General features: G+C 64.8%; 19 protein-coding genes and 2 tRNA genes. 12 read left to right on the top strand and 9 right to left on the bottom strand.

Features of this window, described 5'->3' with window-relative positions; genetic code table 11:
- The first annotated feature begins 174 nt into the window (after positions 1-174).
- The 3 genes from AC56LK_RS05560 to AC56LK_RS05550 all read left to right on the top strand — a co-directional run bounded on the left by AC56LK_RS05560 (position 175) and on the right by AC56LK_RS05550 (position 3,004).
- Complete coding sequence (locus AC56LK_RS05560) at positions 175-1,965, top strand: methyl-accepting chemotaxis protein (RefSeq protein WP_497183576.1); 1,791 nt, start codon at positions 175-177, stop codon at positions 1,963-1,965.
- Positions 1,966-2,040: 75 nt separating this feature from the next.
- Positions 2,041-2,385, top strand: a complete 345-nt coding sequence (locus tag AC56LK_RS05555) for an energy transducer TonB (RefSeq protein ID WP_436107175.1) — start codon at positions 2,041-2,043, stop codon at positions 2,383-2,385.
- Between the two features lie 175 nt (positions 2,386-2,560).
- Complete coding sequence (locus tag AC56LK_RS05550) at positions 2,561-3,004, top strand: YXWGXW repeat-containing protein (protein WP_497183575.1); 444 nt, start codon at positions 2,561-2,563, stop codon at positions 3,002-3,004.
- 33 nt (positions 3,005-3,037) lie between these two features.
- Here the strand turns inward: AC56LK_RS05550 and AC56LK_RS05545 are convergent, their stop codons facing one another.
- The 5 genes from AC56LK_RS05545 to AC56LK_RS05525 all read right to left on the bottom strand — a co-directional run bounded on the left by AC56LK_RS05545 (position 3,038) and on the right by AC56LK_RS05525 (position 7,988).
- A complete protein-coding gene (locus AC56LK_RS05545) occupies positions 3,038-4,627 on the bottom strand; it encodes a sensor domain-containing diguanylate cyclase (RefSeq protein WP_497183574.1) in 1,590 nt (529 codons plus the stop codon).
- A gap of 126 nt (positions 4,628-4,753) precedes the next feature.
- A tRNA-His gene (locus AC56LK_RS05540) sits at positions 4,754-4,829 on the bottom strand.
- Positions 4,830-4,910: 81 nt separating this feature from the next.
- Positions 4,911-5,780: a glutamate racemase gene (gene murI / locus AC56LK_RS05535; protein WP_497183573.1), complete on the bottom strand. Its 870-nt coding sequence runs from the start codon at positions 5,778-5,780 to the stop codon at positions 4,911-4,913.
- Positions 5,781-5,825: 45 nt separating this feature from the next.
- Entirely contained in the window at positions 5,826-7,361 is a 1,536-nt protein-coding gene (locus AC56LK_RS05530; protein WP_497183572.1) for a fumarate hydratase, read from the bottom strand.
- Between the two features lie 24 nt (positions 7,362-7,385).
- Positions 7,386-7,988, bottom strand: coding sequence for a TIGR00645 family protein (locus tag AC56LK_RS05525; RefSeq protein ID WP_497183571.1), 603 nt, complete (start codon positions 7,986-7,988; stop codon positions 7,386-7,388).
- Between the two features lie 193 nt (positions 7,989-8,181).
- Here AC56LK_RS05525 and acs point away from each other — a divergent pair, with 193 nt between their 5' ends.
- A complete protein-coding gene (gene acs / locus AC56LK_RS05520) occupies positions 8,182-10,179 on the top strand; it encodes an acetate--CoA ligase (RefSeq protein WP_497183570.1) in 1,998 nt (665 codons plus the stop codon).
- Between the two features lie 60 nt (positions 10,180-10,239).
- Here acs and AC56LK_RS05515 read toward each other — a convergent pair whose 3' ends face one another.
- On the bottom strand, positions 10,240-10,605 hold the full coding sequence (locus AC56LK_RS05515) for a VOC family protein (RefSeq protein ID WP_436107169.1): 366 nt from the start codon (positions 10,603-10,605) through the stop codon (positions 10,240-10,242).
- Between the two features lie 80 nt (positions 10,606-10,685).
- On the opposite strand from AC56LK_RS05515, the gene AC56LK_RS05510 reads away from it, so the two are divergent.
- The 5 genes from AC56LK_RS05510 to AC56LK_RS05490 all read left to right on the top strand — a co-directional run bounded on the left by AC56LK_RS05510 (position 10,686) and on the right by AC56LK_RS05490 (position 15,114).
- Positions 10,686-11,012 carry a helix-turn-helix domain-containing protein gene (locus AC56LK_RS05510; protein ID WP_497183569.1) on the top strand — a complete coding sequence of 109 codons (327 nt, stop codon included), beginning with the start codon at positions 10,686-10,688 and terminating at the stop codon, positions 11,010-11,012.
- Between the two features lie 76 nt (positions 11,013-11,088).
- Positions 11,089-11,179: transfer RNA gene (locus tag AC56LK_RS05505), tRNA-Ser, on the top strand.
- Between the two features lie 356 nt (positions 11,180-11,535).
- The gene (locus AC56LK_RS05500) at positions 11,536-11,679 is read left to right on the top strand and encodes a hypothetical protein (RefSeq protein WP_497183568.1); all 144 of its coding nucleotides are present in this window, start codon (positions 11,536-11,538) and stop codon (positions 11,677-11,679) included.
- 290 nt (positions 11,680-11,969) lie between these two features.
- On the top strand, positions 11,970-13,319 hold the full coding sequence (locus AC56LK_RS05495) for a Nal1-like putative serine protease (protein ID WP_497183567.1): 1,350 nt from the start codon (positions 11,970-11,972) through the stop codon (positions 13,317-13,319).
- A 181-nt stretch (positions 13,320-13,500) separates the two neighbouring features.
- Positions 13,501-15,114: an ABC-F family ATP-binding cassette domain-containing protein gene (locus AC56LK_RS05490; RefSeq protein WP_497183566.1), complete on the top strand. Its 1,614-nt coding sequence runs from the start codon at positions 13,501-13,503 to the stop codon at positions 15,112-15,114.
- A gap of 18 nt (positions 15,115-15,132) precedes the next feature.
- Here the strand turns inward: AC56LK_RS05490 and AC56LK_RS05485 are convergent, their stop codons facing one another.
- From AC56LK_RS05485 to AC56LK_RS05475, 3 genes are read right to left on the bottom strand one after another with little or no spacing between them, the layout of a single operon-like run.
- Entirely contained in the window at positions 15,133-16,755 is a 1,623-nt protein-coding gene (locus AC56LK_RS05485; RefSeq protein ID WP_497183565.1) for a M48 family metallopeptidase, read from the bottom strand.
- Positions 16,742-17,098 (bottom strand): hypothetical protein, encoded by a 357-nt coding sequence (locus tag AC56LK_RS05480; protein ID WP_497183564.1) that lies wholly within the window; start codon positions 17,096-17,098, stop codon positions 16,742-16,744. Before AC56LK_RS05480 ends, AC56LK_RS05485 begins: the two co-directional genes overlap by 14 nt.
- Positions 17,095-18,702 carry a CHASE2 domain-containing protein gene (locus AC56LK_RS05475; RefSeq protein ID WP_497183563.1) on the bottom strand — a complete coding sequence of 536 codons (1,608 nt, stop codon included), beginning with the start codon at positions 18,700-18,702 and terminating at the stop codon, positions 17,095-17,097. The genes AC56LK_RS05480 and AC56LK_RS05475 overlap by 4 nt, the downstream gene beginning before the upstream one ends.
- Positions 18,703-18,882: 180 nt before the next feature.
- Here AC56LK_RS05475 and waaF point away from each other — a divergent pair, with 180 nt between their 5' ends.
- From waaF to AC56LK_RS05460, 3 genes are all read left to right on the top strand, one after another.
- Positions 18,883-19,905 carry a lipopolysaccharide heptosyltransferase II gene (gene waaF, locus AC56LK_RS05470; protein WP_497183562.1) on the top strand — a complete coding sequence of 341 codons (1,023 nt, stop codon included), beginning with the start codon at positions 18,883-18,885 and terminating at the stop codon, positions 19,903-19,905.
- A 19-nt stretch (positions 19,906-19,924) separates the two neighbouring features.
- Positions 19,925-20,932, top strand: coding sequence for an ADP-glyceromanno-heptose 6-epimerase (gene rfaD / locus AC56LK_RS05465; RefSeq protein ID WP_497183561.1), 1,008 nt, complete (start codon positions 19,925-19,927; stop codon positions 20,930-20,932).
- A 192-nt stretch (positions 20,933-21,124) separates the two neighbouring features.
- Entirely contained in the window at positions 21,125-21,871 is a 747-nt protein-coding gene (locus AC56LK_RS05460; protein ID WP_497183560.1) for a TorF family putative porin, read from the top strand.
- Positions 21,872-21,978: the final 107 nt, after the last annotated feature.

Raw genomic sequence — 21,978 nt, 5'->3', positions numbered from 1 at the left:
ACACTGTTGTTGAGCTGAAACAGTTCAACCGCGGCGGTCGATTTCGACTTTCCGGTCGGAATTTTGATTTATCCTGTCGGAAATACTCATAGCTCATGACGATCTATGAAAAACGCGTCGCACGGCGCCAGGATCCGGGCGAATTCGATCAATAAGATACAGGGATGAACAGGAATGGCTTTTTTGAATAACTTGAAGGTCGGTACCCGCCTCGCACTCGGTTTTGCACTGGTGCTGGTGTTGCTGGTGGTCGTGACCGTGGTCGGCATCCTGCGCATGGCGCAGATCCAGGACCGCCTCGACAAGGTAGTGAGCGTCAGCAATGTCTCGACCGCCCTCGTGACCGACATGCGTAACAACGTCGGCGATCGCGTCGCCTCGTTGCGCGTCCTGACCCTGATGACCGACCCGGCCGACATGGAGCCGGAAATGGTCAAGTTCAAGGAACAGACCCGCAAGTACGACGAAGCCCAGAAGAAACTGTCTTCGCTGTTCGCCGCCCATGCCACCGACAAGGAAAAGGCATTGCTGGCCCAGGTCAAGGAATTCGAAGGCGCCGCCATGCCGGCCATTGCCAAGGCATCGGAACTGTACCTGGCCAACAACGCGATGGACGCCACCCGCGTCATGATCCGCGAAGTGCGTCCGGTGCAGAAGAAATGGACCGAGGCACTGGACCAGCTGGCCGTGCTGGAAGAGAAGCAGAACGCCCAGAGCAAGGCCGACGCCCAGTCGGAATTCGAAAACGCCCGTAACTTCATGATCGTCCTGCTGCTGGCAGCCGTCGCCATGGGTGTGGTCGCAGCCTGGCTGATCTCGCGCAGCCTGCGCAAGCAGCTCGGCGGCGAGCCGGCCTACACCGCCAAGATTGCAGGCAGCATCGCCCACGGCGACCTGTCGATCGCGATCGAAACCGAAGAGTCGGACCGCGGCAGCCTGCTGGTGGAAATGAAAGAAATGCGCAACAGCCTGGTCGGCATCGTCGAACAGGTGCGCCGCGGCACCGAGACCATCGGCACCGCGTCGCGTGAAATCGCCGCCGGCAACATCGACCTGTCCTCGCGTACCGAACTGCAGGCCAGCTCGCTGGAGAAGACCGCATCGGCCATGGAAGAACTGACCTCGACCGTCAAGCAGAACGCCGACAACGCCCGCCAGGCCAACGCCCTCGCCGCAACTGCGTCGGACGTGGCCCGCAAGGGTGGTGAAGTGGTGTCGCAGGTGGTCGGCACGATGGGCGAGATCAACAGCTCGGCCAGCAAGATCTCCGACATCATCGGCGTGATCGACGGCATCGCCTTCCAGACCAACATCCTGGCGCTGAACGCCGCGGTGGAAGCCGCCCGTGCCGGCGAGCAGGGCCGCGGCTTCGCGGTCGTGGCATCGGAAGTGCGCAACCTGGCCCAGCGTTCGGCTGCGGCGGCGAAAGAGATCAAGACCCTGATCGGCGACTCCGTCGAGAAGGTCGAGCGCGGCAGCAAGCTGGTCGGCCAGGCCGGCGTGACGATGGATGAAGTGGTGACGAGCGTGAAGCGCGTGACCGACATCATGAGCGAAATCGCCAACGCCAGCGCCGAGCAGAGCGCCGGTATCGAACAGGTCAACCTGTCGATCATCGAGATGGACAGCATGACCCAGCAGAACGCTGCCCTCGTGGAAGAGGCCGCTGCCGCCGCGCAGAGCCTGCAAGACCAGGCAGGCGAACTGGCCCGCGTCGTCAGCATCTTCAAGCTGAGCGAGGGCGAGCAGTACCAGGCCGAGGTCTCGGCCCCGGCAGCAACGGGCACCGCCGTCGTGGTGCGCCCGGCCGCCGTCAAGCGTCCGGCCCCGGCCCTCAAGAAGCCGGCGGTGAAGAAACCGGTACCAGGCAAGGCCGCGGCTGCGCAGGATGATGCAGCGGCCCCACCGGCGCCGAAGGCCAGGAAAGCAGCCGCCGTCGCCAGCGACGAGTGGGAAGAATTCTAAGAGAGAAGAACGCCGGCCTGCGGGCCGGCACGCAGTGAGACTGCCAACCTTAAACAAAACCTTATTGGGGAAACCATGAAAAACCTGACCGTGAAACTGATCGCTGCAATGACCCTCGCCACCGCCGCTGGCGCTACCTTCGCCGCTGAAGTGCCGGCGTCGTTCGACCCGAAGAAGTGCGCGGTCGAGTACCCGAAGGCGTCGCTGATGAATGAAGAGCAGGGCACGACCTCGGCATCGTTCCACGTCAGCGCCGACGGCACCGTGACCGAATCGAAGCTGGAAAAGTCGAGCGGTTTCAAGAACCTGGACAAGGCAGCCCTGAAAGGCCTGTCGTCGTGCAAGTTCAAGCCGGGCACCAAGGACGGCGCACCGGCAGCGACCTGGACCAAGGTCGACTACGCCTGGAAGCTGGACTAATCCCCGTTTCTCCGAGTCAAAGCAGCCGGCATCAGCCGGCTGTTTTTTTTGGTAGTTCATGCATTAGTTACATTTTCGTAGCGGCATGTTTCGAATGTAAGAACTCATTTCATTTCTCCCGTGTGCTGTTGAGGCTGGCTATAGTGGTTTCAACACAACCGAAAGGAGAAGTACCATGAAAGCGATTCTTGCCGCTACCGCAGCTGTCCTGATCAGTACCGCCGCCTTCGCGCCGGTCCAGGCGCAAGCCCAGGGCCGCACCGAGGTGATCGTGGTGCGCGAGGCGCCGCCGCCGCTGCGCAGGGAAGCGATCCCTGCCGTCCGCCGCGGCCACGAGTGGGTGCCGGGCTATTGGAGCTGGAACGGCCGCCGCTACGTGTGGGAACGCGGCCACTACGAGCGGGTGCGTGCCGGCTACGTCTACCAGCAGCCGGTGTGGCGCCAGGACCGTAACGGCTGGTACCTGGACCGCGGCGGCTGGATCCGCGACCGCGACCACCGCATGGCGCGCCGCGACCGTGACGGCGACGGCGTCCGCAACAGCCACGACCGCGATCGCGACGGCGACGGTGTCCCGAACCGCCATGACGACCGTCCGAACAATCCGACCCGCTACTAAGCCACCACGAACCGCCTGCATCGCAGGCGGTTTTTACATGGTGGGCGGCGGCGCCGCGTCAGTATTGTCGAGGTCGCTGCAGACGCGGTTGCGGCCGTTTGCCTTGGCACGGTACAGCAGGGTGTCGGCCTGCATGAGGAAGGCTTCCGCCTCCAGCTCCACGCCGGGCGTGGGATGGAAGGTGCAGGCGCCGGCGCTGATGGTGGCCACGCCGGACGGATTGTCGGCATGGCCGATACCGAGCTCCATGATGGCCAGGCGCAGGCGTTCGGCCACGTAGCGGGCGCCGACCCGGCCGGTCGAGGGCAGGATTACCGCGAATTCCTCGCCGCCATAGCGCGCCGCCAGGTCGGTGGGGCGCGCCAGCCCGCCGCGCAGGGCGCGCGCCACCTGGCGCAGGCAGTCGTCGCCGGCCACGTGGCCGTAGCGGTCGTTGTACTTCTTGAAGAAATCGACGTCGAGCAGCACCAGCGACAGCGGCGCGCCGGTGCGCCTGGCGCGCTTGAGTTCGAGGCGCAGGCTGTCTTCGAAATGGCGGCGGTTGGCGAGACCGGTCAGCCCGTCCCTGGTGGCCAGCAAGGTCAGCTCCTGGTTGCGCCCCTGCAGATGTTCCTCGGCGATGCGCAGTTCGGCCTCGAGCTGGTCGCGGATCATGATCTGGCGCACCAGGCGAGCCCCGACGCCGACCAGCAGGAGCACGACGAGCAGGGTGGCGCCCGACAGCAGCAGCGAGGCCTGCTGCCATTCGGCCAGGATTTCCTCCTTGGACTGTGCGGTCGCGACGATCAGGGGCAGCTGGTCCAGGTGGCGGAAGCTGTACAGGCGCACGACGCCGTCGATTCTGGAACGCAGCATCGCGGTGCCGACCGGACCCGTCGCCCGGTAGGTCCGGAACACGGGGCCGTCCGCAATATTGGTGCCGATCAGTGCCTCGCTGAAGGGGCGGCGGTAGATCAGGGTACCGTCGTCGAGCGCCAGGAAGACCACACCCTGCCTGCCCACGTCGAAGCGTTCGTAGAGATCGGCAAAGAACGCGATCTGGACCGTGCCGAGCGCCACCCCGGCAAAGCTGCCGTCGGGCTTCTCGAGCCGGCGCGACACCGGCAGGATCCAGACACCGGTGGAGCGGCTGCGGACCGGCTTGCCGATGTGGACGGCGCGGCTGCGGTTCTTGAGGTGGTACTGGAAATACTCGCGGTCGGCGTTGTTGCCGGCGATCGGGCGATCCAGCGAGGAGACCAGCCAGCTGCCGTCCGCGCCGTAGACGAACAGCCCGTGCAATTCCTTCACTTCCTTGACCATGTTCCGCATGTGGCCGCGCAGGCGGTCGGACGCCGCCGGTGTGGTGCCGTCGTGCTCGACGCGTTCGACCACGCCGGCCAGCACGGTATCGACGATCCTGATGGTGCTTTCGGCCTGGGCCGCCAGGGCGCTGGCCATGTTCGAGGTCGCGGCCGCGTTCTCGGCCAGCCGGCTCTGGCGTGCGGTCCAGGCGCTCCAGGCCTGGGCCGCGATCAGCAGCACGCAAAACAGGACCAGCACGCGGATCGCGTACCTGACCGCCGGGCGTTTCTCTGCCGTCAGGCGGCTGACGGGCGTTGGAGCGGCATGCTGTTGGGTCATCAGGGGCGCCACGTACGTGACAGGGTTGCCGGAACCTTGAGCATATCCATGGTGCATGGAAAAGTCGAGCAGGACGCCAGAAAGCAAAAAGCCCAGTCCGGAGGCTGGGCTAAGTGCTTGAATTCTTGGGGTGGCTGATGGGACTCGAACCCACGACAACAGGAATCACAATCCTGGACTCTACCAACTGAGCTACAGCCACCATTGTCTTGCTGCTTCTTATCTGCCTCGCTGTTTCCGAGACAGAACAAGATTATACAAAGGTCTTCCCGAACTGGCAAATTTAAATGTGCGTCCCTGTCGGGTTCGACAGCGTCGCCCCGATGGCCACCTCGTGCACGGGCGGCTCCTGGCCCAGCAGGCTGGCGAAAGCGGCGCCCAAGGCGGTGCCGCTGGCGCTGGTGAAACCGGTCAGCTGCGCTGCGTCGCCGCCGGCATTGCGCAGCAGCCCCGCGGCTTCCAGCAGGCGGGCCAGCTGGCGCGCCACGGCCTCGCCCGTGTCGATCAGCGTGACCTCGCCATCGGTATGCCGGCGGATCACGCGCTCGATCGAGGCCTGCACCAGCGGATAGTGGGTGCAACCGAGTACCAGGGTGTCGGCACCCTGGGCCAGCAGCGGCGCGATGTAGCGTTCCAGCATCGCCTCGAGCGCCGGAGAACCGGGTTCGCCGAACTCGATCTGGTCGGCCAGGCCCACGCAGGGCTGCAGCAGGAAGCGGGCGCTGGTCGCTTCCACGATCTGGTCGCGCAGCAGCAGGAACTTTTCGCCGGAGAGGGTGCGCTCGGTGGCCAGCACGCCGACGGTGCCCTTGCGGGTGCTTGCCGCGCCGGGTTTCAGGCCCGGTTCGACGCCGACGATCGGCATGTCGGGATAGCGCTCGCGCAGGACGCGCACGGCGGCGACGGTGGCGGTATTGCAGGCCACGACCAGCGCCTTGGCGCCGCGCGCCACCAGAAAGGCGCCAATCCCCAGCACACGTTCGATGAGGACGTGTTCCGGCTTGTCGCCATAGGGGGCGAATGCGGTGTCGGCGAAATACAGGAGGTGTTCGTGCGGCAGCTGCGCCTGGATGTGGCGCAGCACCGAGAGGCCGCCGACGCCCGAGTCGAAGATGCCGACCGGGGCGCCAGGGGAGGGGGGAGATGTGCTCATGGTTGCAAGCGCAGGCGTTTCATCGAATGATCCGCCCACGCATCATCACGCGGCGGTGACCGGGATGCCCTTGAGCGACTCGATCTTGGCCGACCATTCCTTCGGGCCGGTGTTGTGCACCGAGGTGCCGGTCGAATCGACGGCCACGGTGACCGGCATGTCGGTCACGTCGAACTCGTAGATCGCTTCCATGCCCAGGTCTTCGAAGCCGACCACCTTGGCCGACTTGATCGCTTTAGAGACCAGGTAGGCCGAGCCGCCGACCGCCATCAGGTAGGCCGACTTGTGCTTCTGGATCGACTCGATCGCCGCCGGGCCGCGCTCGGCCTTGCCGATCATCGAGATCAGGCCCGTCTTCTCCAGCATCATGTCGGTGAACTTGTCCATGCGGGTCGCGGTGGTCGGGCCTGCCGGGCCGACGACTTCATCGCCCACCGGGTCGACCGGGCCGACGTAGTAGATCACGCGGTTGCTGAAGTCCACCGGCAGCGGCTCGCCCTTGGACAGCATGTCCTGGATGCGCTTGTGCGCGGCGTCGCGGCCGGTCAGCATCTTGCCGTTCAGGAGCAGGGTCTGGCCCGGCTTCCACGACGCGACTTCTTCCTTCGTCAGCGTGTTCAGGTCGACGCGCTTCGATTTCTCGGTGTCCGGGGTCCACTGCACGTCCGGCCAGGTCGACAGCGCAGGCGGTTCGATGTAGGCCGGGCCCGAGCCGTCCAGCACGAAGTGGGCGTGGCGGGTGGCGGCGCAGTTCGGGATCATCGCCACCGGCTTCGAGGCCGCGTGGGTCGGGTACATGTTGATCTTCACGTCCAGCACGGTGGTCAGGCCGCCCAGGCCCTGGGCGCCGATGCCCAGCGCATTGATCTTGTCGCACAGTTCGATACGCAGTTCTTCCAGCTTCGTCGAGGGGCCGCGCTGCTTCAGCTCGTACATGTCGATGTCTTCCATCAGCGACTCTTTCGCCATCAGCATCGCCTTCTCGGCGGTGCCGCCGATGCCGATGCCCAGCATGCCCGGCGGGCACCAGCCGGCGCCCATCAGGGGCACGGTCTTGATGACCCAGTCGACCAGCGAGTCGGACGGGTTCAGCATGACGAACTTGGTCTTGTTTTCCGAGCCGCCGCCCTTGGCCGCCACTTTGACGTCGACGGTATCGCCTTCGACCAGTTCCATGTGGACCACGGCCGGGGTGTTGTCCTTGGTGTTCTTGCGTTCGAAATGCGGGTCGGCCACGATCGAGGCGCGCAGCTTGTTGTCCTCGAAGGCGTAGGCACGGCGCACGCCTTCGTTGACGGCGTCGGTGACGGAGCCGGTGAAGCCTTCGAAGCGCACGCCCATGCCGATCTTCAGGAACACGTTGACGATGCCGGTGTCCTGGCAGATCGGGCGCTTGCCTTCGGCGCACATGCGCGAGTTGGTCAGGATCTGGGCGATGGCGTCCTTCGCGGCCGGGCTTTGCTCGGTCTCATACGCGCGCGCCAGGTGCTGGATATAGTCGGCCGGGTGGTAGTAGCTGATGTACTGGAGGGCTGCCGCGACCGATTCGATGAGGTCGCTCTGGGTGATAACGGTTGCCATGGAAGTTCTCGATCAGGAGGAATATTAATGTTTCGAATGCGTGGTCATGACGATGCGGTCGGTGTAGGCGATGGCCATGGCCGACAGCAGGAAAGCGCAGTGGATGACGGTCTGGAACAGCAGGGTCTTCTCGGTGTACGCGGCCGCGTTGATGAAGGTCTTCAACAGGTGGATCGACGAGATGCCGATGATCGCCATCGCCAGCTTGGTTTTGAGTACCGAGGCGTTCACGTGGGACAGCCATTCGGGCTGGTCCGGGTGACCTTCGAGGTGCATGCGCGAGACGAAGGTCTCGTAGCCGCCGACGATGACCATGATTAACAGGTTCGAGATCATGACCACGTCGATCAGGCCGAGCACGACCAGCATGATGGTGGTTTCGGTCAGCTTGGTCGGGCGCGTTGCACCCGGTACGGTCACCACGTCAAGGATGTGCTGGAGCGAGGCCACATTGCCCATTGCCGCACCGATCAGGTCCTTCAGCTCGACCCAGAAGTGGAACACGTAGACGCACTGCGCCAGGATCAGGCCGAGGTACAGCGGCAGCTGGAGCCAGCGGCTTGCAAAGATCAGGCTATTGAGTGGAGTAAGCTTTTTTGCTTCGGTTGGGGGAATTAACTGCGCCATCGGGATGCGGACTCCTGGATGCTGGACAAATACAGCCGAGCATTTTACACCCGTCCACGCGTCCTTGCGGCTTACTTCGCCTCTTGACGGCAAGGTTGGTAGAATGGCATTCGATGAGAAGTCCGCTGTAAGGGCTCAGTAAGCGAGCGCCCATAAGGTGTTTATTAAAAACCTTACTACTATGGAGACAATGATGGCCGAGAAAGAGAGCAATCAGGAAGAATTCACCCTGCAGGAGAACCGCGTGTTCCCACCGCCGGCGGCGTTCGCCGGCAAGGCCGCGATCTCCGGCATGGAAGCCTACGAAAAGCTGTGCGCCGAGGCCGCCAGCGACTACGAGGGCTTCTGGGCGCGCCTGGCGCGTGAAAACATCGACTGGCACAAGCCGTTCACCACCACCCTCGACGAATCCAATGCGCCGTTCTACCAATGGTTCGCCGACGGCCAGCTGAACGCCTCGTACAACAGCCTCGACCGCAACCTCGCGAACGGCAATGCCGACAAGACCGCCATCATCTTCGAGGCGGACGACGGCACCGTCACCCGCGCCACCTACCGCGAGCTGCATGCCCGCGTCTGCCAGTTCGCCAACGGCCTGAAGTCGCGCGGCATCCAGAAGGGCGATCGCGTCATCATCTACATGTCGATGTCGATCGAAGGCGTCGCCGCGATGCAGGCCTGCGCCCGCATCGGCGCCACCCACTCGGTGGTGTTCGGCGGCTTCTCGGCCAAGTCGCTGCAGGAGCGCATCATCGACGCCGGCGCCGTGGCCGTCATCACTGCCGACGAGCAGCTGCGCGGCGGTAAGTCGCTGCCCCTGAAGGCCATCGTCGACGAGGCGCTGGCAATGGGCGGTTGCACCACCATCCGCGACGTCATCGTCTACAAGCGCACCGGCGGCAACATCAACTTCCAGGACGGGCGCGACCTCTGGCTGCACGACCTGATCGACCAGCAGCCGACCGAGTGCGAGCCGGAATGGGTGGATGCGGAACACCCGCTGTTCATCCTCTACACCTCGGGCTCGACCGGCACGCCGAAGGGCGTGCAGCACTCGACCGGCGGCTTCCTGCTGTGGGCCGCGCTGACCATGAAGTGGACCTTCGACATCAAGCCGGACGACGTCTACTGGTGCACGGCCGACATCGGCTGGGTTACCGGCCACAGCTACATCGCCTACGGGCCGCTGGCTGTCGGCGCCACCCAGGTCGTGTTCGAAGGCGTGCCGACCTATCCGCACGCCGGCCGCTTCTGGGAAACCATCGCCAAGCACAAGGTCTCGATCTTCTACACGGCGCCGACCGCGATCCGTTCGCTCATCAAAGCCTCCGACGTCGACGAAAAGGTGCACCCGAAGAACTTCGACCTGTCGAGCCTGCGTCTGCTGGGTTCGGTCGGCGAGCCGATCAATCCGGAAGCCTGGATGTGGTACTACAAGAACGTCGGCCAGGAACGCTGCCCGATCGTCGACACCTTCTGGCAGACCGAGACCGGCGGCCACATGATCACCCCGCTGCCGGGCGCGACCCCGCTGGTGCCGGGCTCGTGCACGCTGCCGCTGCCGGGCATCATGACCGCGATCGTGGACGAAGCCGGCAACGACGTGCCGAACGGGCAGGGCGGCATCCTGGTCGTCAAGCGTCCGTGGCCGTCGATGATCCGCACCATCTGGAACAACCCGGACCGCTTCCGCACCAGCTACTTCCCGGAAGAACTGGGCGGCAAGTACTACCTGGCCGGTGACGGCGCGGTGCGCAACAAGGACACCGGCTACTTCACGATCACGGGGCGCATCGACGACGTGCTGAACGTCTCGGGGCACCGCATGGGCACGATGGAAATCGAATCGGCCCTGGTGGCGCACCCGATCGTCGCCGAAGCGGCGGTGGTGGGCAAGCCGGACGAGACCACCGGCGAATCGATTTGCGCCTTCGTGGTGCTGAAGCAGGCCCGCCCGAGCGGCGAGGACGCCAAGAAGCTGGCAACCGAGCTGCGCAACTGGGTGGCGAAGGAAATCGGCCCGATCGCCAAGCCGAAGGAAATCCGCTTCGGCGACAACCTGCCGAAGACCCGCTCCGGCAAGATCATGCGCCGCCTGCTGCGCGTGCTGGCCAAGGGCGAGACCATCACCCAGGACGTGTCGACCCTGGAAAACCCGGCCATCCTGGAGCAGCTGAAAGAAACCGCTTAAGACGAGTTCACGTCTGTTGCGCGTGCCCGCTTCCTCGCAAGGGGGGCGGGCTTTTTTGTATCAGGAGGACGACAGCACGAAGGTATTGCCGTCCGGGTCCTTGAACTTCGCGAACGAGCCCCATGGCTGCACGGTCGGCGGCTCGACGAACTCGACGCCGCGCTGGCTCAGCTGGCGGTAAGTCGCTTCCACGTTATCGCAGGCAAAGGAACCGTTGAAGAAGCTGCCGATACGGTCTTCCTGGCCGTCCGGCGTGAACAGCACGACGCGGGTGCCGGACGAGCCGATGCGCAGCTCGATCCAGCGCTTGCCCGGGCCCATCGGCTGGTCGGTGGCGATGTCGAAGCCGAGTTGTTCGGTATAGAAGGCGAGGGCGCGGTCCTGGTCCGAGACCGGGATGCTGACGAATTTCAGTTGGGTGATCATGGTGGTTCTTGGAGGTTGTCGTGGAAGACATTATCGTGGCAGACTCGCGGCCGCATGTAATTTTCATTACTATAGTATCCATGACTACCCGCCGTTGTTCGCTCGATGCCTATGTGTTCGAGGTCCTGATGCCCGACCTGGTCGGCCACGACCGCCGTCCCGCCGCTTTTGTGGTCTATCTCTACCTGCTCACCAGCGCGGAGGCGCTCGGCCGCGACCAGGTGCCGGCAAGTCTGCAGACGATCGCGGTCAAGACGGGGCTGTCGAAGTCGGCGGTGCAGGTAGCGCTGCGTCACCTGAAGCGGCGCGGGCTGGTCGGGGAGGATGAGGTCGGCACGCAGGTGAACCCGGTGCGACAGGTGCTGCGGCCCTGGCGCCGGCGCTGGCCGGCCGAAGCAGCGCCGTGAGTGTTGTCGGAACAGTCTTGTATAGAAGAGAATCCTTGTTATAATAGGCGGCTTCGTGGATACACGAGACCCATCAGGAGAGATGGATGAGTGGTTTAAGTCGCACGCCTGGAAAGCGTGTGTAGGTTCATAGCCTACCGGGGGTTCGAATCCCCCTCTCTCCGCCAGGAAACAAAAGAAAGGCCACCCATCGGGTGGCCTTTTTTTGTTTCCTGGCGGAGAGAAGCAAGGCGCCTGCGCGCCTTGTGTGGGGGATTCGAAGCCTTGCGCGTACTCGCGCAAGGGCGGCCCGCGGTACGTGGGCGAATCCCTGCTTGATCAGCCTTATCAGAGCAGAAACCAATGACCACACTCAGCGGCCGTTCTATTTCCGTCATACAAAACACGGATAACCGCTCATCGCCTTCAGTGCCAAGATATTCGTTTTTATTATCGCTGAAATCCGAAATCGCGATTGGATTAATGTCTCGCAATGTCCTAAACTGTCTCCATTGCTCAACGCTTCCCAATTCAAGGACATCACATGAACGCCGCCATCGCCATCCCAACCAATCCCGACTTCTCGATCGCTTTCCGCCTGCTGGCTGCTCGTTTCCTGACCAAACTGCGTCGCACCATCGAACTGTCCGGCGAAGCCTACCTGGTCAAGGGCTCGCGCTACCTGTAATCGTTGCTGATGGGCGCAGCTATCGCGCCCAGCCTTGCCGGCACCGACCTTCAACATCGCGGGGCCGGCACATTTACATCCCCCGCATTTCCCCCCCCCCCCGCATTCCCAGCCGGGCTACTGGCGCCGGCGATTGACGCCCACCCCAAGCACCAGCTGTCGGAACTTCACCACCCCGTTATGCCATCCGCGTAAATATACGGTGACTCAACCATAAGTAAGTGCTAGATTGATACCTTCTTGGCAAGAAGGCCATTTACTCAGCGTTACTTTCTAGGGGGAGAGCAACGATGGACGAGGCAACATTCGAGCAGATGAAGCAGGCGAAGGAGTACTTCCACGCCACCGTGATGACGATTCCGGGTGTGCACGGCACCAGCATCGGCGTAAAACGCGTCAGGGGCCGGCCGACCGGCCAGCTGGCGATCTGCGTCCATCTCACCCGAAAACGAGCGCCGTCCGCGATCCCTCCCGACGAAAGGATCCCACTCGACGTCGACGGTTTCCCGACCGACGTCATCGAGCATGCGCCCATCATCCGCTGCGAAGCCAAGTCCGAACGGCGCGCCATGTACGAGGACAACAGCAAGTACCGCCCGCTGGTCGGCGGCACCAAGCTCAGCGCCGGCTATTCCTTCGGCACCCTCGGCTGCATCGTCAGGAAGCCCGACGGCAGCTGTTACGCGCTGTCCGCCGCCCACGTGCTGGGCGAGATCGGCAGCACCGTCTACCAGCCGGCCAAGGTCAAGTGCGACGAGATCGGCACGACGGTCGAGGTGCAGGAATGCTCGCAGATGGATGCCGGCATCGCGAGCCTCGACTATTACTACGACGCCGGCCTGGCCTACATCCGCGAAATCGGCGCCGTCACCGGCACCTGCGACATCGGCAAGGATGCACTGCCGTTCCCGGTCGCCAAGCGCGGCGCGTCCACCGGCCTGACCCATGGCAGCGTCGTCGCGATCCACTACAGCGGCCTGGCCGCCAACCTCGAGCTGTTCCAGGACATGCTGTTCATCGATGGCAGGGGCGATGAATTCGTCGACCATGGCGATTCGGGTTCCGCGATCGTCCACCGGGAACATGAAGACCATAACCTGGTGGTCGGGCTCCTGTGGGGCAAGGCGCCGGGCGTGAACCGGATCGGGGTCGCCACGCCCATTGACAGGATCACGGGCGCCCTGGGCGTGAGCGTCCTTACCGCCAGCGATCCGGTGCGCCCGGCCACCGAAACCCTGCTCGGCCGCTTCGAAGCCTTCCTCGGCGAGACCGAGCGTGGCAGGGCCTACTGGGAAGCCTACTCGCAGAACCGCATCTACTTCCGCCACATCTTCCACCACGTGCCGCGGCTGGCGGCGACCTGGCGCCGGATGCCGGTGCCGGAGATGATCGAGGCCCTGCGCGCAGCCATGCTCGATCCCGACACGCTGATCCCGATGAAGCTCGGCGCCCACGATACCGACGAGGTGATGTGGGACCTCTACGAAGTGCTCGGGAAGTTCCTGCAGACGAACCACCAGGGCCTGCTGCAGCAGCAGGCGGCATCCTTCTGCCGCCTCGTGTGCGGGAATATCGGCAACAGCTGGCGCAACGCGCTGCACGGCATACCGATACCGGAGTCCAGCGCCAGCCTGTCGTAGCCGGCATGGTGCGCCGTGGAGCAGGGGCGGAAGGTCCTGTAGCAAAACTTTGCTATCATTCCGCCACATTCATTTTTGCGAGGGTTCGTCCAATGCGCCATTGATGCCGCCGTCTGCTTGACGGCCAGTTCTCCCACCTTCCCGCAACCAGCAGGGGAGTTCCGGCATCCATGGAGGTCTCATGACGAACGTACACCTCGCGCTCGACAGCGCATCTTTCATTCTCCCCGACGGCAGGACCCTGCTGTCCGGCCTCACCGAACAGTTCGACACACGCCACACGGGCCTGGTCGGCCGCAATGGCGTCGGCAAAAGCGTGCTGGCGCGGCTGCTGGCCGGCGAGCTTGCGCCATCGAACGGCCGCTGCATCCGCAGCGGCAGTGCGCACTACCTGTCGCAGCAAGTTGACCAGGCGGCACACGGCACGGTCGCTCAACTGGCCGGCGTGCAGGACATGCTCGACGCCCTGGCGCGCATCGACGCCGGCAGCATTGCGGAAGCGGACTTCGAGCTGGCCGGCGAACGCTGGGACCTGCCGGCACGCTTGCGGCAGGCACTCGCGCAGGCCGGCCTCGGCCACCTCGATGCCGCCACGCCCGTCCACAGGCTGAGCGGCGGCGAGGCGATGCGGGTGGCGCTGCTGGGCGCCATGCTCTCCGATGCCGACTTCCTGATCCTCGACGAGCCCACCAATCACCTCGACGGCGCCAGCCGCACGGCGCTGGCGGCGCAGCTGCGCGGATGGAAGCGGGGACTCATCGTCGTCAGCCACGACCGCGCCCTGCTGGGGCAGATGGAACGCATCGTCGAGCTGTCGCCGCAGGGCCTGCGCAGCTACGGGGGCAACTATGACTTCTATGCCGAAGCCCGCGCCGCCGAACAGGAAAGCGCCTTGCGCGAGTTCGAGCATGCGCGCCAGAGCATGCAGCGCGAGGAGCGCGCCATGCGCGAGCAGCGTGAGCGCCAGCAGCGCCGCCAGGCGCAGGGCGCGCGCGAGGGCAAGGCCGCCAACCAGGCGAAGATCCTGCTGGGACGCCAGAAGGAGCGCAGCGAAACCAGCGCCGGCCGCCTCACGCTGCAGCACGAAGAGGCCCGCCGGCAGCAGCGCGCGCGCGTGCGTGAAGCGGCGCAGGCGCTGGGCGAAGACAGCACCGTGCGCCTGCACGCCGCTGTCGTCGACGGCGCCGCGCAGCGCCGCGTCGCCGAGCTGGATGAGGTGGAGCTGCCCTTCACCGTGCCGGCCTTGCGCCGCATCAGCCTGGCCGTCGGCGGCCGCCAGCGCATCGGCATCACGGGGGCGAACGGCAGCGGCAAGTCGACGCTGCTGAAGGTGATCGCCGGTGAACTGGCGCCGCTCGCCGGCCGCGTCACGCGCGACCCGGCCTGCGCCTGGCTCGACCAGCGCCTGGGCACGCTCGACCCGGAGCGCAGCACCATCGATCAACTCCTGGAACGGAACCGCAGCACTGGCCAAGACCGCCTGCGGACTTATCTGGCCCAGCTCGGCCTGGACGCGCAGCAGGTAGCGCAGCCCAGCAGCCGGCTGAGCGGCGGCGAGCGCCTGAAGGCTGCGCTGGCCTGCGCCCTGTACGCCGATCCGCCGGCGCGCCTGCTCCTGCTGGACGAGCCGGGCAACCACCTCGACCTGGCCTCGCTCGCGGCGCTGGAAGCGATGCTGGGGCAGTACGCCGGTGCCCTGGTGGTGGTGTCGCACGACGAGGTCTTTTTGGAGCGCATCGGGCTGACCCACCGCCTGGAAGCCAGCCCCGCCGGCTGGCGGCTGCGATTGTCATGATCGCGCCCGGACGCGGCTTTACTTCTTCTTGAACAGCTTTTCGACCATGCTGTTTGCCTTCTGCTCGGTCTGCTTTTCCTGGGCCGCCCGCTCCGCCGGGCTGGATGCGGCGCTCGTGCAGCGCTGCGATACGCGGCGGAAGCGCTGGCCGCAACTGGCTGCCAGCTTTTTCGCCTCCTCCCATCCCTGGGTCTCGCCGTGGAAGCGGATCGCATCGGGCCAGGCTTCCTCCGCATTCTGGAAGTACTGCAGGCCGGCGTCCAGGATCTTCCTCGCGTCCGCACGCCGGCTGCCTTTCAGCCGTTCGCTGCGTACCATGTAGATCTTCCAGGCGCGGTCAGGCGCGGAATCCAGGTTCTTGTCGAGCAGTTGCGCGGGATCGAAGCGCTTCTTGCCCATTGCCGCGGGTTGCGCCTCGAGCACCGTGTACAGCGCGTAGAGTGGCACCGCATGCGTGGCCGTACTGCCGGCGGCCGCGTTCTGGGCGGCGGAAACGGAGCCCGGGTCCGCCGGTGCCGCGATGGCCTTGAAGGCCAGCTCGTAGTTGACAAGCAGGGCGGCGGTCCGCTTGTCCTGGCGTGCTTTGTCCAGCGGGGCCGTCATCGGGTCTGACGGCGCCAGCAAAGCCGGGACCGGGGCCACGGCCTTGGCCAGCGTGGAGATCCGTTCCGTGGTGTCGGGATGGCGGCTGGCCAGCTTGTTGCCGATGTTCTCGACCCCCAAACCGATTTGCTTGAAGAAGCCATTGATGCCCGCATTGATCTCGCCGGCCCCCTTGGCCAGGAGGACGTTGCCGCCACGCTTGGCGCTGTCGCGCATCGTTTCGGCCAAGGCCTGCTTGCGTACTTCTTCCACCAGGGCCTCCTGGCGCTGTTTTTCCAGGGCGGCGTTGGTTTCTTCCCACGTGGCCAGGCGCTCGAGAAAGGCCTTCATGCCATGCTCGTATGCGTAACCCAGCTTCAGCGACAGGTTCAGGCCAAGCATGTCGGCCGCGCTTTCCTGGCTCCGGCCGTATTGGGTCGTGGCGGCGCCGCGGCCCAGCACGTAGGCGGCCACCATGCTGTCCAACTTGTTCCAGCCTTTTGCATCCGCCGTCTTCTTCACCAGCGCATAGGCGGCGCCCGACAGGCCCATGACCGTGTCGGCATCCTGGATCGCGGTGTCGAGCAAATGGTAGTGCAGGTAAATGTGCGCGAACTCGTGGCTCAACAGGGCAACCAGTTCATCCTCGCTCTCCACGGAGGTGAACCAGGGAAGCGACACATAGATGTTTCCGGCACCGGTCGCATAGGCATTGAGCGACTGGTCCGCCAGCAAATACACCGCACCTGGCCATGCGGGCACGCCGGCCTTGTCCTTAATGCGCGCATACAGCTTGTTCATGTAAGCCTGGGCCTCGGGCGCATGGACAAGGCCGAAACCCTTGGCCCGCTCGTTCAGAACGTCCTGCTCCACGCCGGGCCAGCTGCGTGCCGAGGGAGGCGGAAGTTCGCCGGTCGGATGCAGGACCGGCGATCGTGCCGGACCGGCCAGGCCCGCGTCCGGGGCGCGTGTCGGCACGGTTTCACAACCCGGAAGCACCAGCAGGCCGATGGCGAGTGCCGCGGCAGGTTGCCAGGACAATGACTTAGTGACAGGCACGGTTTCCGGCTCCTGGCGTGGCGGCGCTTTGGGTACTCGAGGACTGGACAATGGCGCCGCACTTGGCGGTAACGCCGCGGACGGTTCGCACTTCCACACTGCGGACCCAGTATTGCCTGCCGCCGAGCGATACCCGGAGGAAGCCGGTCTGCTTGTCTTCGACCGCGAGCGGAAGCTCCGCTTCGCGCAGCGCCACCTGGCGCAAGGGGGCCGCCGCGTTCGGCGCTTCATACAGGTTGATGGTGCTTGCCTCGGCTACGGCCGGTCCGACCACCATGCCCTGCGCCGACGTCGTAGCCGATACCAGAAGCAGGAGGGAGGGGAAAATCTTCGATAAGTTCATGACGCCCTTTCCAAATCCGTGGGTGATGGTTGAGCTTCCTGTGCGGCCTCGGAGGAGAGAAGCGGACCATAGAAGAACCAGCGTATCCTGCCGATGTAGTTGATGCCTTCGGCGAACAATGCCATCGTCACCAACTCGATCACCGGCAGCATGCCGATGCGGAACCAGATCTGGAGCACGGTAATCGCGAGCATGGCCAGCACGGTTTGCAAGACCAGGCGCCCCAGCCAGAATAGTGCCCCAGCGGTGACGTGGCGCAAGCGCTGGCCGAAGGTGGCCAGCGGCTTGTCCGCCCTGCCGTCGTCGTACAAGGAAGCACCGAACCGCCATTCGATGGCAAAGCGTGCCAGCAGGACGATCGCCAGCGTGATCAATCCCGGCACGAACAGCGCGAGTGAGGGCGGCATCGTCCATTCCGCGCTCAGCTTGTAATCGCCGCCATAGGTCAGGAGGTTATCCAGCGCCATGGCATGCAGGTGCACGCCCGGGATCAGCCGGTGAATCGGCGAGTTGGCGTAGTCGTTGTAGCCGGGGACGTTCGCGCCTACCAGCACGTAACGGCCGGCCAGGTAGGGAGAAAGTTCTTCTTGCGAGAGTTCGCCCAACTGCGCCATCGAGAGAGAGCGGTGGTAAGGGCAAGGTGTAGGGAAGCCAATCCCGAATATTTCGCGGATCACGCCGGGCATGAGCATGCGCCAGTTGAAGCCGCCCGGCTCACAATTGTCGAGCATCTCGGGACGGTGCGGCTGCTGCGCGGAGCGCAGACCCCAGACCAGCGCCATCGGTACCGTCTCGGTGCCGAGATCGATCTTGGCGACGTCCTGCGCGATCGCCATTGCGGCGCTGCGGTGAGCGGGCTGGCCGGGACCGGATGCCGGGCCCGCCTGCCAGCCGTCGGCGCCGAGATGGCGGCTCAGCGGATAGGACCAGGCATAGCCGTCGAGGGGATCCGGGAGATAGTCGACACCGACCAGCGTAAAACAAGGCGGCCCGCCGCCGGCGGGCACTTCCTGCAGGCCACGCCGCAGTGCCAGCCGTCCGGTGTCGGGCGAGGTCAGCGCTGCCAGGAAGACCGGCACCTTGTAGCTGTTCTGGATCGTGCACAGCGCTTCCTGCAAGGCAGGCAGGCTGGGGTCGGCGCGTTCCTGGCCGAAGCTGATGTCCAGCAGGATGGCCTTGGGCCGGGCCTGGGGATCAGCCGCCAGCCGCAGCAGCCATGCCGCATGGTCGCCGTAGCTGAGCGGCCAGGCGCTGTCGTTCGCCGCAAGGAATTCGCGATCATAGGTCAGCACGGTAATCTGCTCGCGCGCGGCATCCGGATACGCTGCCGAGCTCAGGGGGGCCTGGGCAGTCGCCATGAAGCGGGTCATGACCATGCCGCTGGCATCGAGCTTGTCGCCCAGGAAGAGCATCGTGAACGCTGCCGTGGCAAGCACGGACAACATGCACGCCAGCCGCCACGCCCTGGCCCGCCACTCCTTGCGCGCCAGCCGTGGCAGCAGCGCATCGCCGATGCAGGTGCCCGCGGCGACCCGCCTGGGATCGTGCCAGGCGCCCAATGCGAAATTCCTGCCTGACGTATAAAGCCTAAGGAAATAGTTCATGCAAATTCAAATGTGGTAACGCGGGGCCCCGGGGGATTCTACAAGTTGCTTGTTTAAATAGCTAAAAGATAATTAACTTAATGCAACATGCATATGTCTTGTCAAAGCGCGGATGATGGCGGGATTGCTATAATCACTGGTTACCAATGACAGGGCCCCGGGCCGACCGAAACGAACGAAATGCTGCGCACGCTTGTCATCTCCCCCAACTGGATCGGCGACGCCGTCATGGCGCAGCCGCTGCTGCGCCGCCTGAAGGAACAGCATCCGGAGCGCCCGATCGACGTGCTGGCGCCGACCTGGGTCGCCCCGGTCTGGCGCGCGATGCGCGAGGTCGACACGGTGATCGAATCGCCTTTCAAGCATGGCGCGCTGCAGTGGAAGGAGCGCAAGGAATTCGCCCGGATGCTGAAGGCGCGCGGCTATGCCGACGCCTACGTGCTGCCGAACACGCTCAAGTTCGCCCTGATCCCCTGGCTGGCCGGGATCAAGCGCCGGGTCGGCTACAAGGGCGAGATGCGCTACGGCCTGGTCAACGTAATGCACCACGACGACAAGGCCGCGCCGCGCCCGATGGCGCAGTTCTACGCCGCGCTGGCCGACGCACCGGTGCGCCATTTGCCGCGCCCGGACCGGCTGCCGGAGCCGGCGATGTCGGTCGCGCCGGAACAGGCCGATGCCGCCATCGCCCGCCTGCAGCTGCCGGCCGGGACCTACGTGGCCTTCGCGCCCGGCGCCGAGTTCGGCCCGGCCAAGCGCTGGCCGGCGTCTTACTTCGCCGAGCTGGCGCAGACCATCCGCGCCAGGCGGCCGGACGCGCAGATCCTGCTGCTCGGTTCACCGAAGGATCGCGCGGTCTGCGACGAGATCACGGCCATCGTGCCGGAGGCGCACAATCTTGCCGGTTCCACCTCGCTGAGCGAGGCGATCGCGCTGATCTCGCGCGCGGCCGTGGTGGTGACCAATGATTCCGGCCTGATGCACATCGGCGCCGCGCTGGGCCGCCCGGTGGTGGCGATCTACGGTCCCACCGACCCGCGCCACACGCCGCCGCTGTCGCAGCTGGCCAAGGTGCTGTGGCTGCACATCGAGTGCTCGCCCTGCCAGCAGCGCGAGTGTCCGCTGGGCCACCAGAACTGCATGAAACAGATCCTGCCGAACGACGTCTGGCAACCGCTGCAGCCCATGTTGGCCGCAGCCTGAACGAAGAAAGAGGTACAAGATGATACTGGTCACCGGCGCAGCAGGCTTCATCGGAGCCAACCTGGTCCACGCGCTGTCGAAGCGCAAGCCCTTCAGCGTGTTCGCGGTCGATAACATGGCGCGGCCCGAGAAGTTCCACAACATCGTCGACGCCGAGGTGGCCGATTTCGCCGACAAGGAAGACTTCCTGGTGCGCCTGAAGGCGGGCGAGTTCGACGGCAAGTTCTCGGCGGTGCTGCACCAGGGCGCCTGCTCCAACACCATGGAGACCGATGGCCGCTACATGATGAAGAATAACTACGAATACACCATCGCGCTGTTCGAACACTGCCGGCGCGAGCGTATTCCCTTCATCTACGCCTCGTCCGCCGCGGTGTACGGCGGCGGCAGCGTGTTCAAGGAAGAGCGCCGGCACGAGCGCCCGCTGAACGTCTACGGCTATTCGAAATTCCTGTTCGACCAGTACATGCGCCGCCATTGGCTGCACCACGGCATCCGGGAAGGCAGCCAGGTGGTCGGCCTGCGCTACTTCAACGTGTACGGCCCGCTGGAAGGGCACAAGGGCACCATGGCCTCGGTCCCCTTCCACCAGTTCCACCAGTTCCAGAAAGACGGCAAGGTCAAGCTGTTCGGCGCCAACGAGGGCTTTGATGCCGGCACCCAGATGCGCGACTTCATCTACGTCGACGACGTGGTGAAGGTGAACCTGTTCTTCCTCGATCACCCAGACAAGCGCGGCATCTTCAACCTCGGCACCGGCCGCGCCCAGCCCTTCAACGACCTGGCGGTGGCCACGGTCAATGCGCTGGCCAACGAGGGCAAGGCGCCGCTCACGCTGGAGCAGATCGTCGGGCAGGGCCTGCTGGAATACCTGCCATTCCCGGACAAGCTGAAGGGCAAGTACCAGAGCTTCACCCAGGCCGATATCAGGGCGCTGCGCGCCGCAGGCTACACCGAGCCCTTTACCGACGTGGCCAGCGGTGTCGCGAAGTACATGGACTACCTGAAGCGCAGCACCGCAAGCTGATCCGCCGCCCCGGCGCAGGCCGGGGCCCAATTATTCCGCGAACCCTATACATCGCGTTTACACCACGGCACCAAGCTTTTAGGCCGTTTTTACACGCGAGGACCTAGTCTTTCACCTGCATCATGTCAGCGGTAAATGCCCGGCAACGGTTGCCGCATTCCCTGGCATGGCTCCCAAAAAGAAGCAGGAATCATGAAAGCACTGATCCACGCCACGCTACTCTCGTCCGTCATCCTTGCCCCGGGCGCGTTCGCACAGGCCGGCGCCCCGGAAAGCACCGCCACCTTCAACGTCGGCGCAACCTCCGACTACCGCTACCGCGGCATCTCCCAGACCCGCCTGCAGCCCGCGCTGCAGGGCGGCGCCGATGTCGTCCACGCCTCCGGCTGGTACGCCGGCGCATGGGCGTCGACCATCAAATGGCTCGATGACGCCGGCGGCGACGGCAAGGTGGAGCTGGATATCTACGGCGGCAAGCGCGGCGACATTGCACCGGGCATCACTTATGACGTCGGCGTCCTGCGTTACGTCTATGCCGGCAACGAGCTCGGCAGGATGAGCGGCTTCGCCAACGCCAACACCACCGAGATCTACGGCCAGATCGGCTACGGCCCTGCCTACATCAAGTACTCGCACGCGACCACCAACCTGTTCGGCTTCGTCGACAGCGGGAACAGCGGCTACCTCGACGTCGGCGCCAACATCGACGCCGGCAAAGGCGTGACGGTGCAGCTGCACGCCGGCCGCCAGCGTGTCGAGAACAACGGCGCCGCCAGCTACACCGACTGGAAGATCGGCGCCGGCCGCCCGTTCGGCGCGTCCACCGTGACGCTGGCCGTGATCGGCACCAATGCGAGCAGGAGCGCGTACGCCTCTCCCGCCAACGGCAAGTTCCTCGGCAAGACGGCGCTGCAACTGAGCGTCGGCGCCACTTTCTGACGCCTGCCCGTTTACACCGCGTTTACGCGGCGCCGCAGGGTTTTTATCCCCTGTTTCGCGCGGCGCCGCTACGCTCTATCCACAACAACAAGGCTGAAAGCGAGTAT

The organism is Telluria sp. ZB4P36 (genome assembly GCF_059685865.1).
Note: the sequence above shows the minus strand (reverse complement) of the source record. Positions and strands in the feature narration are given on the sequence as shown.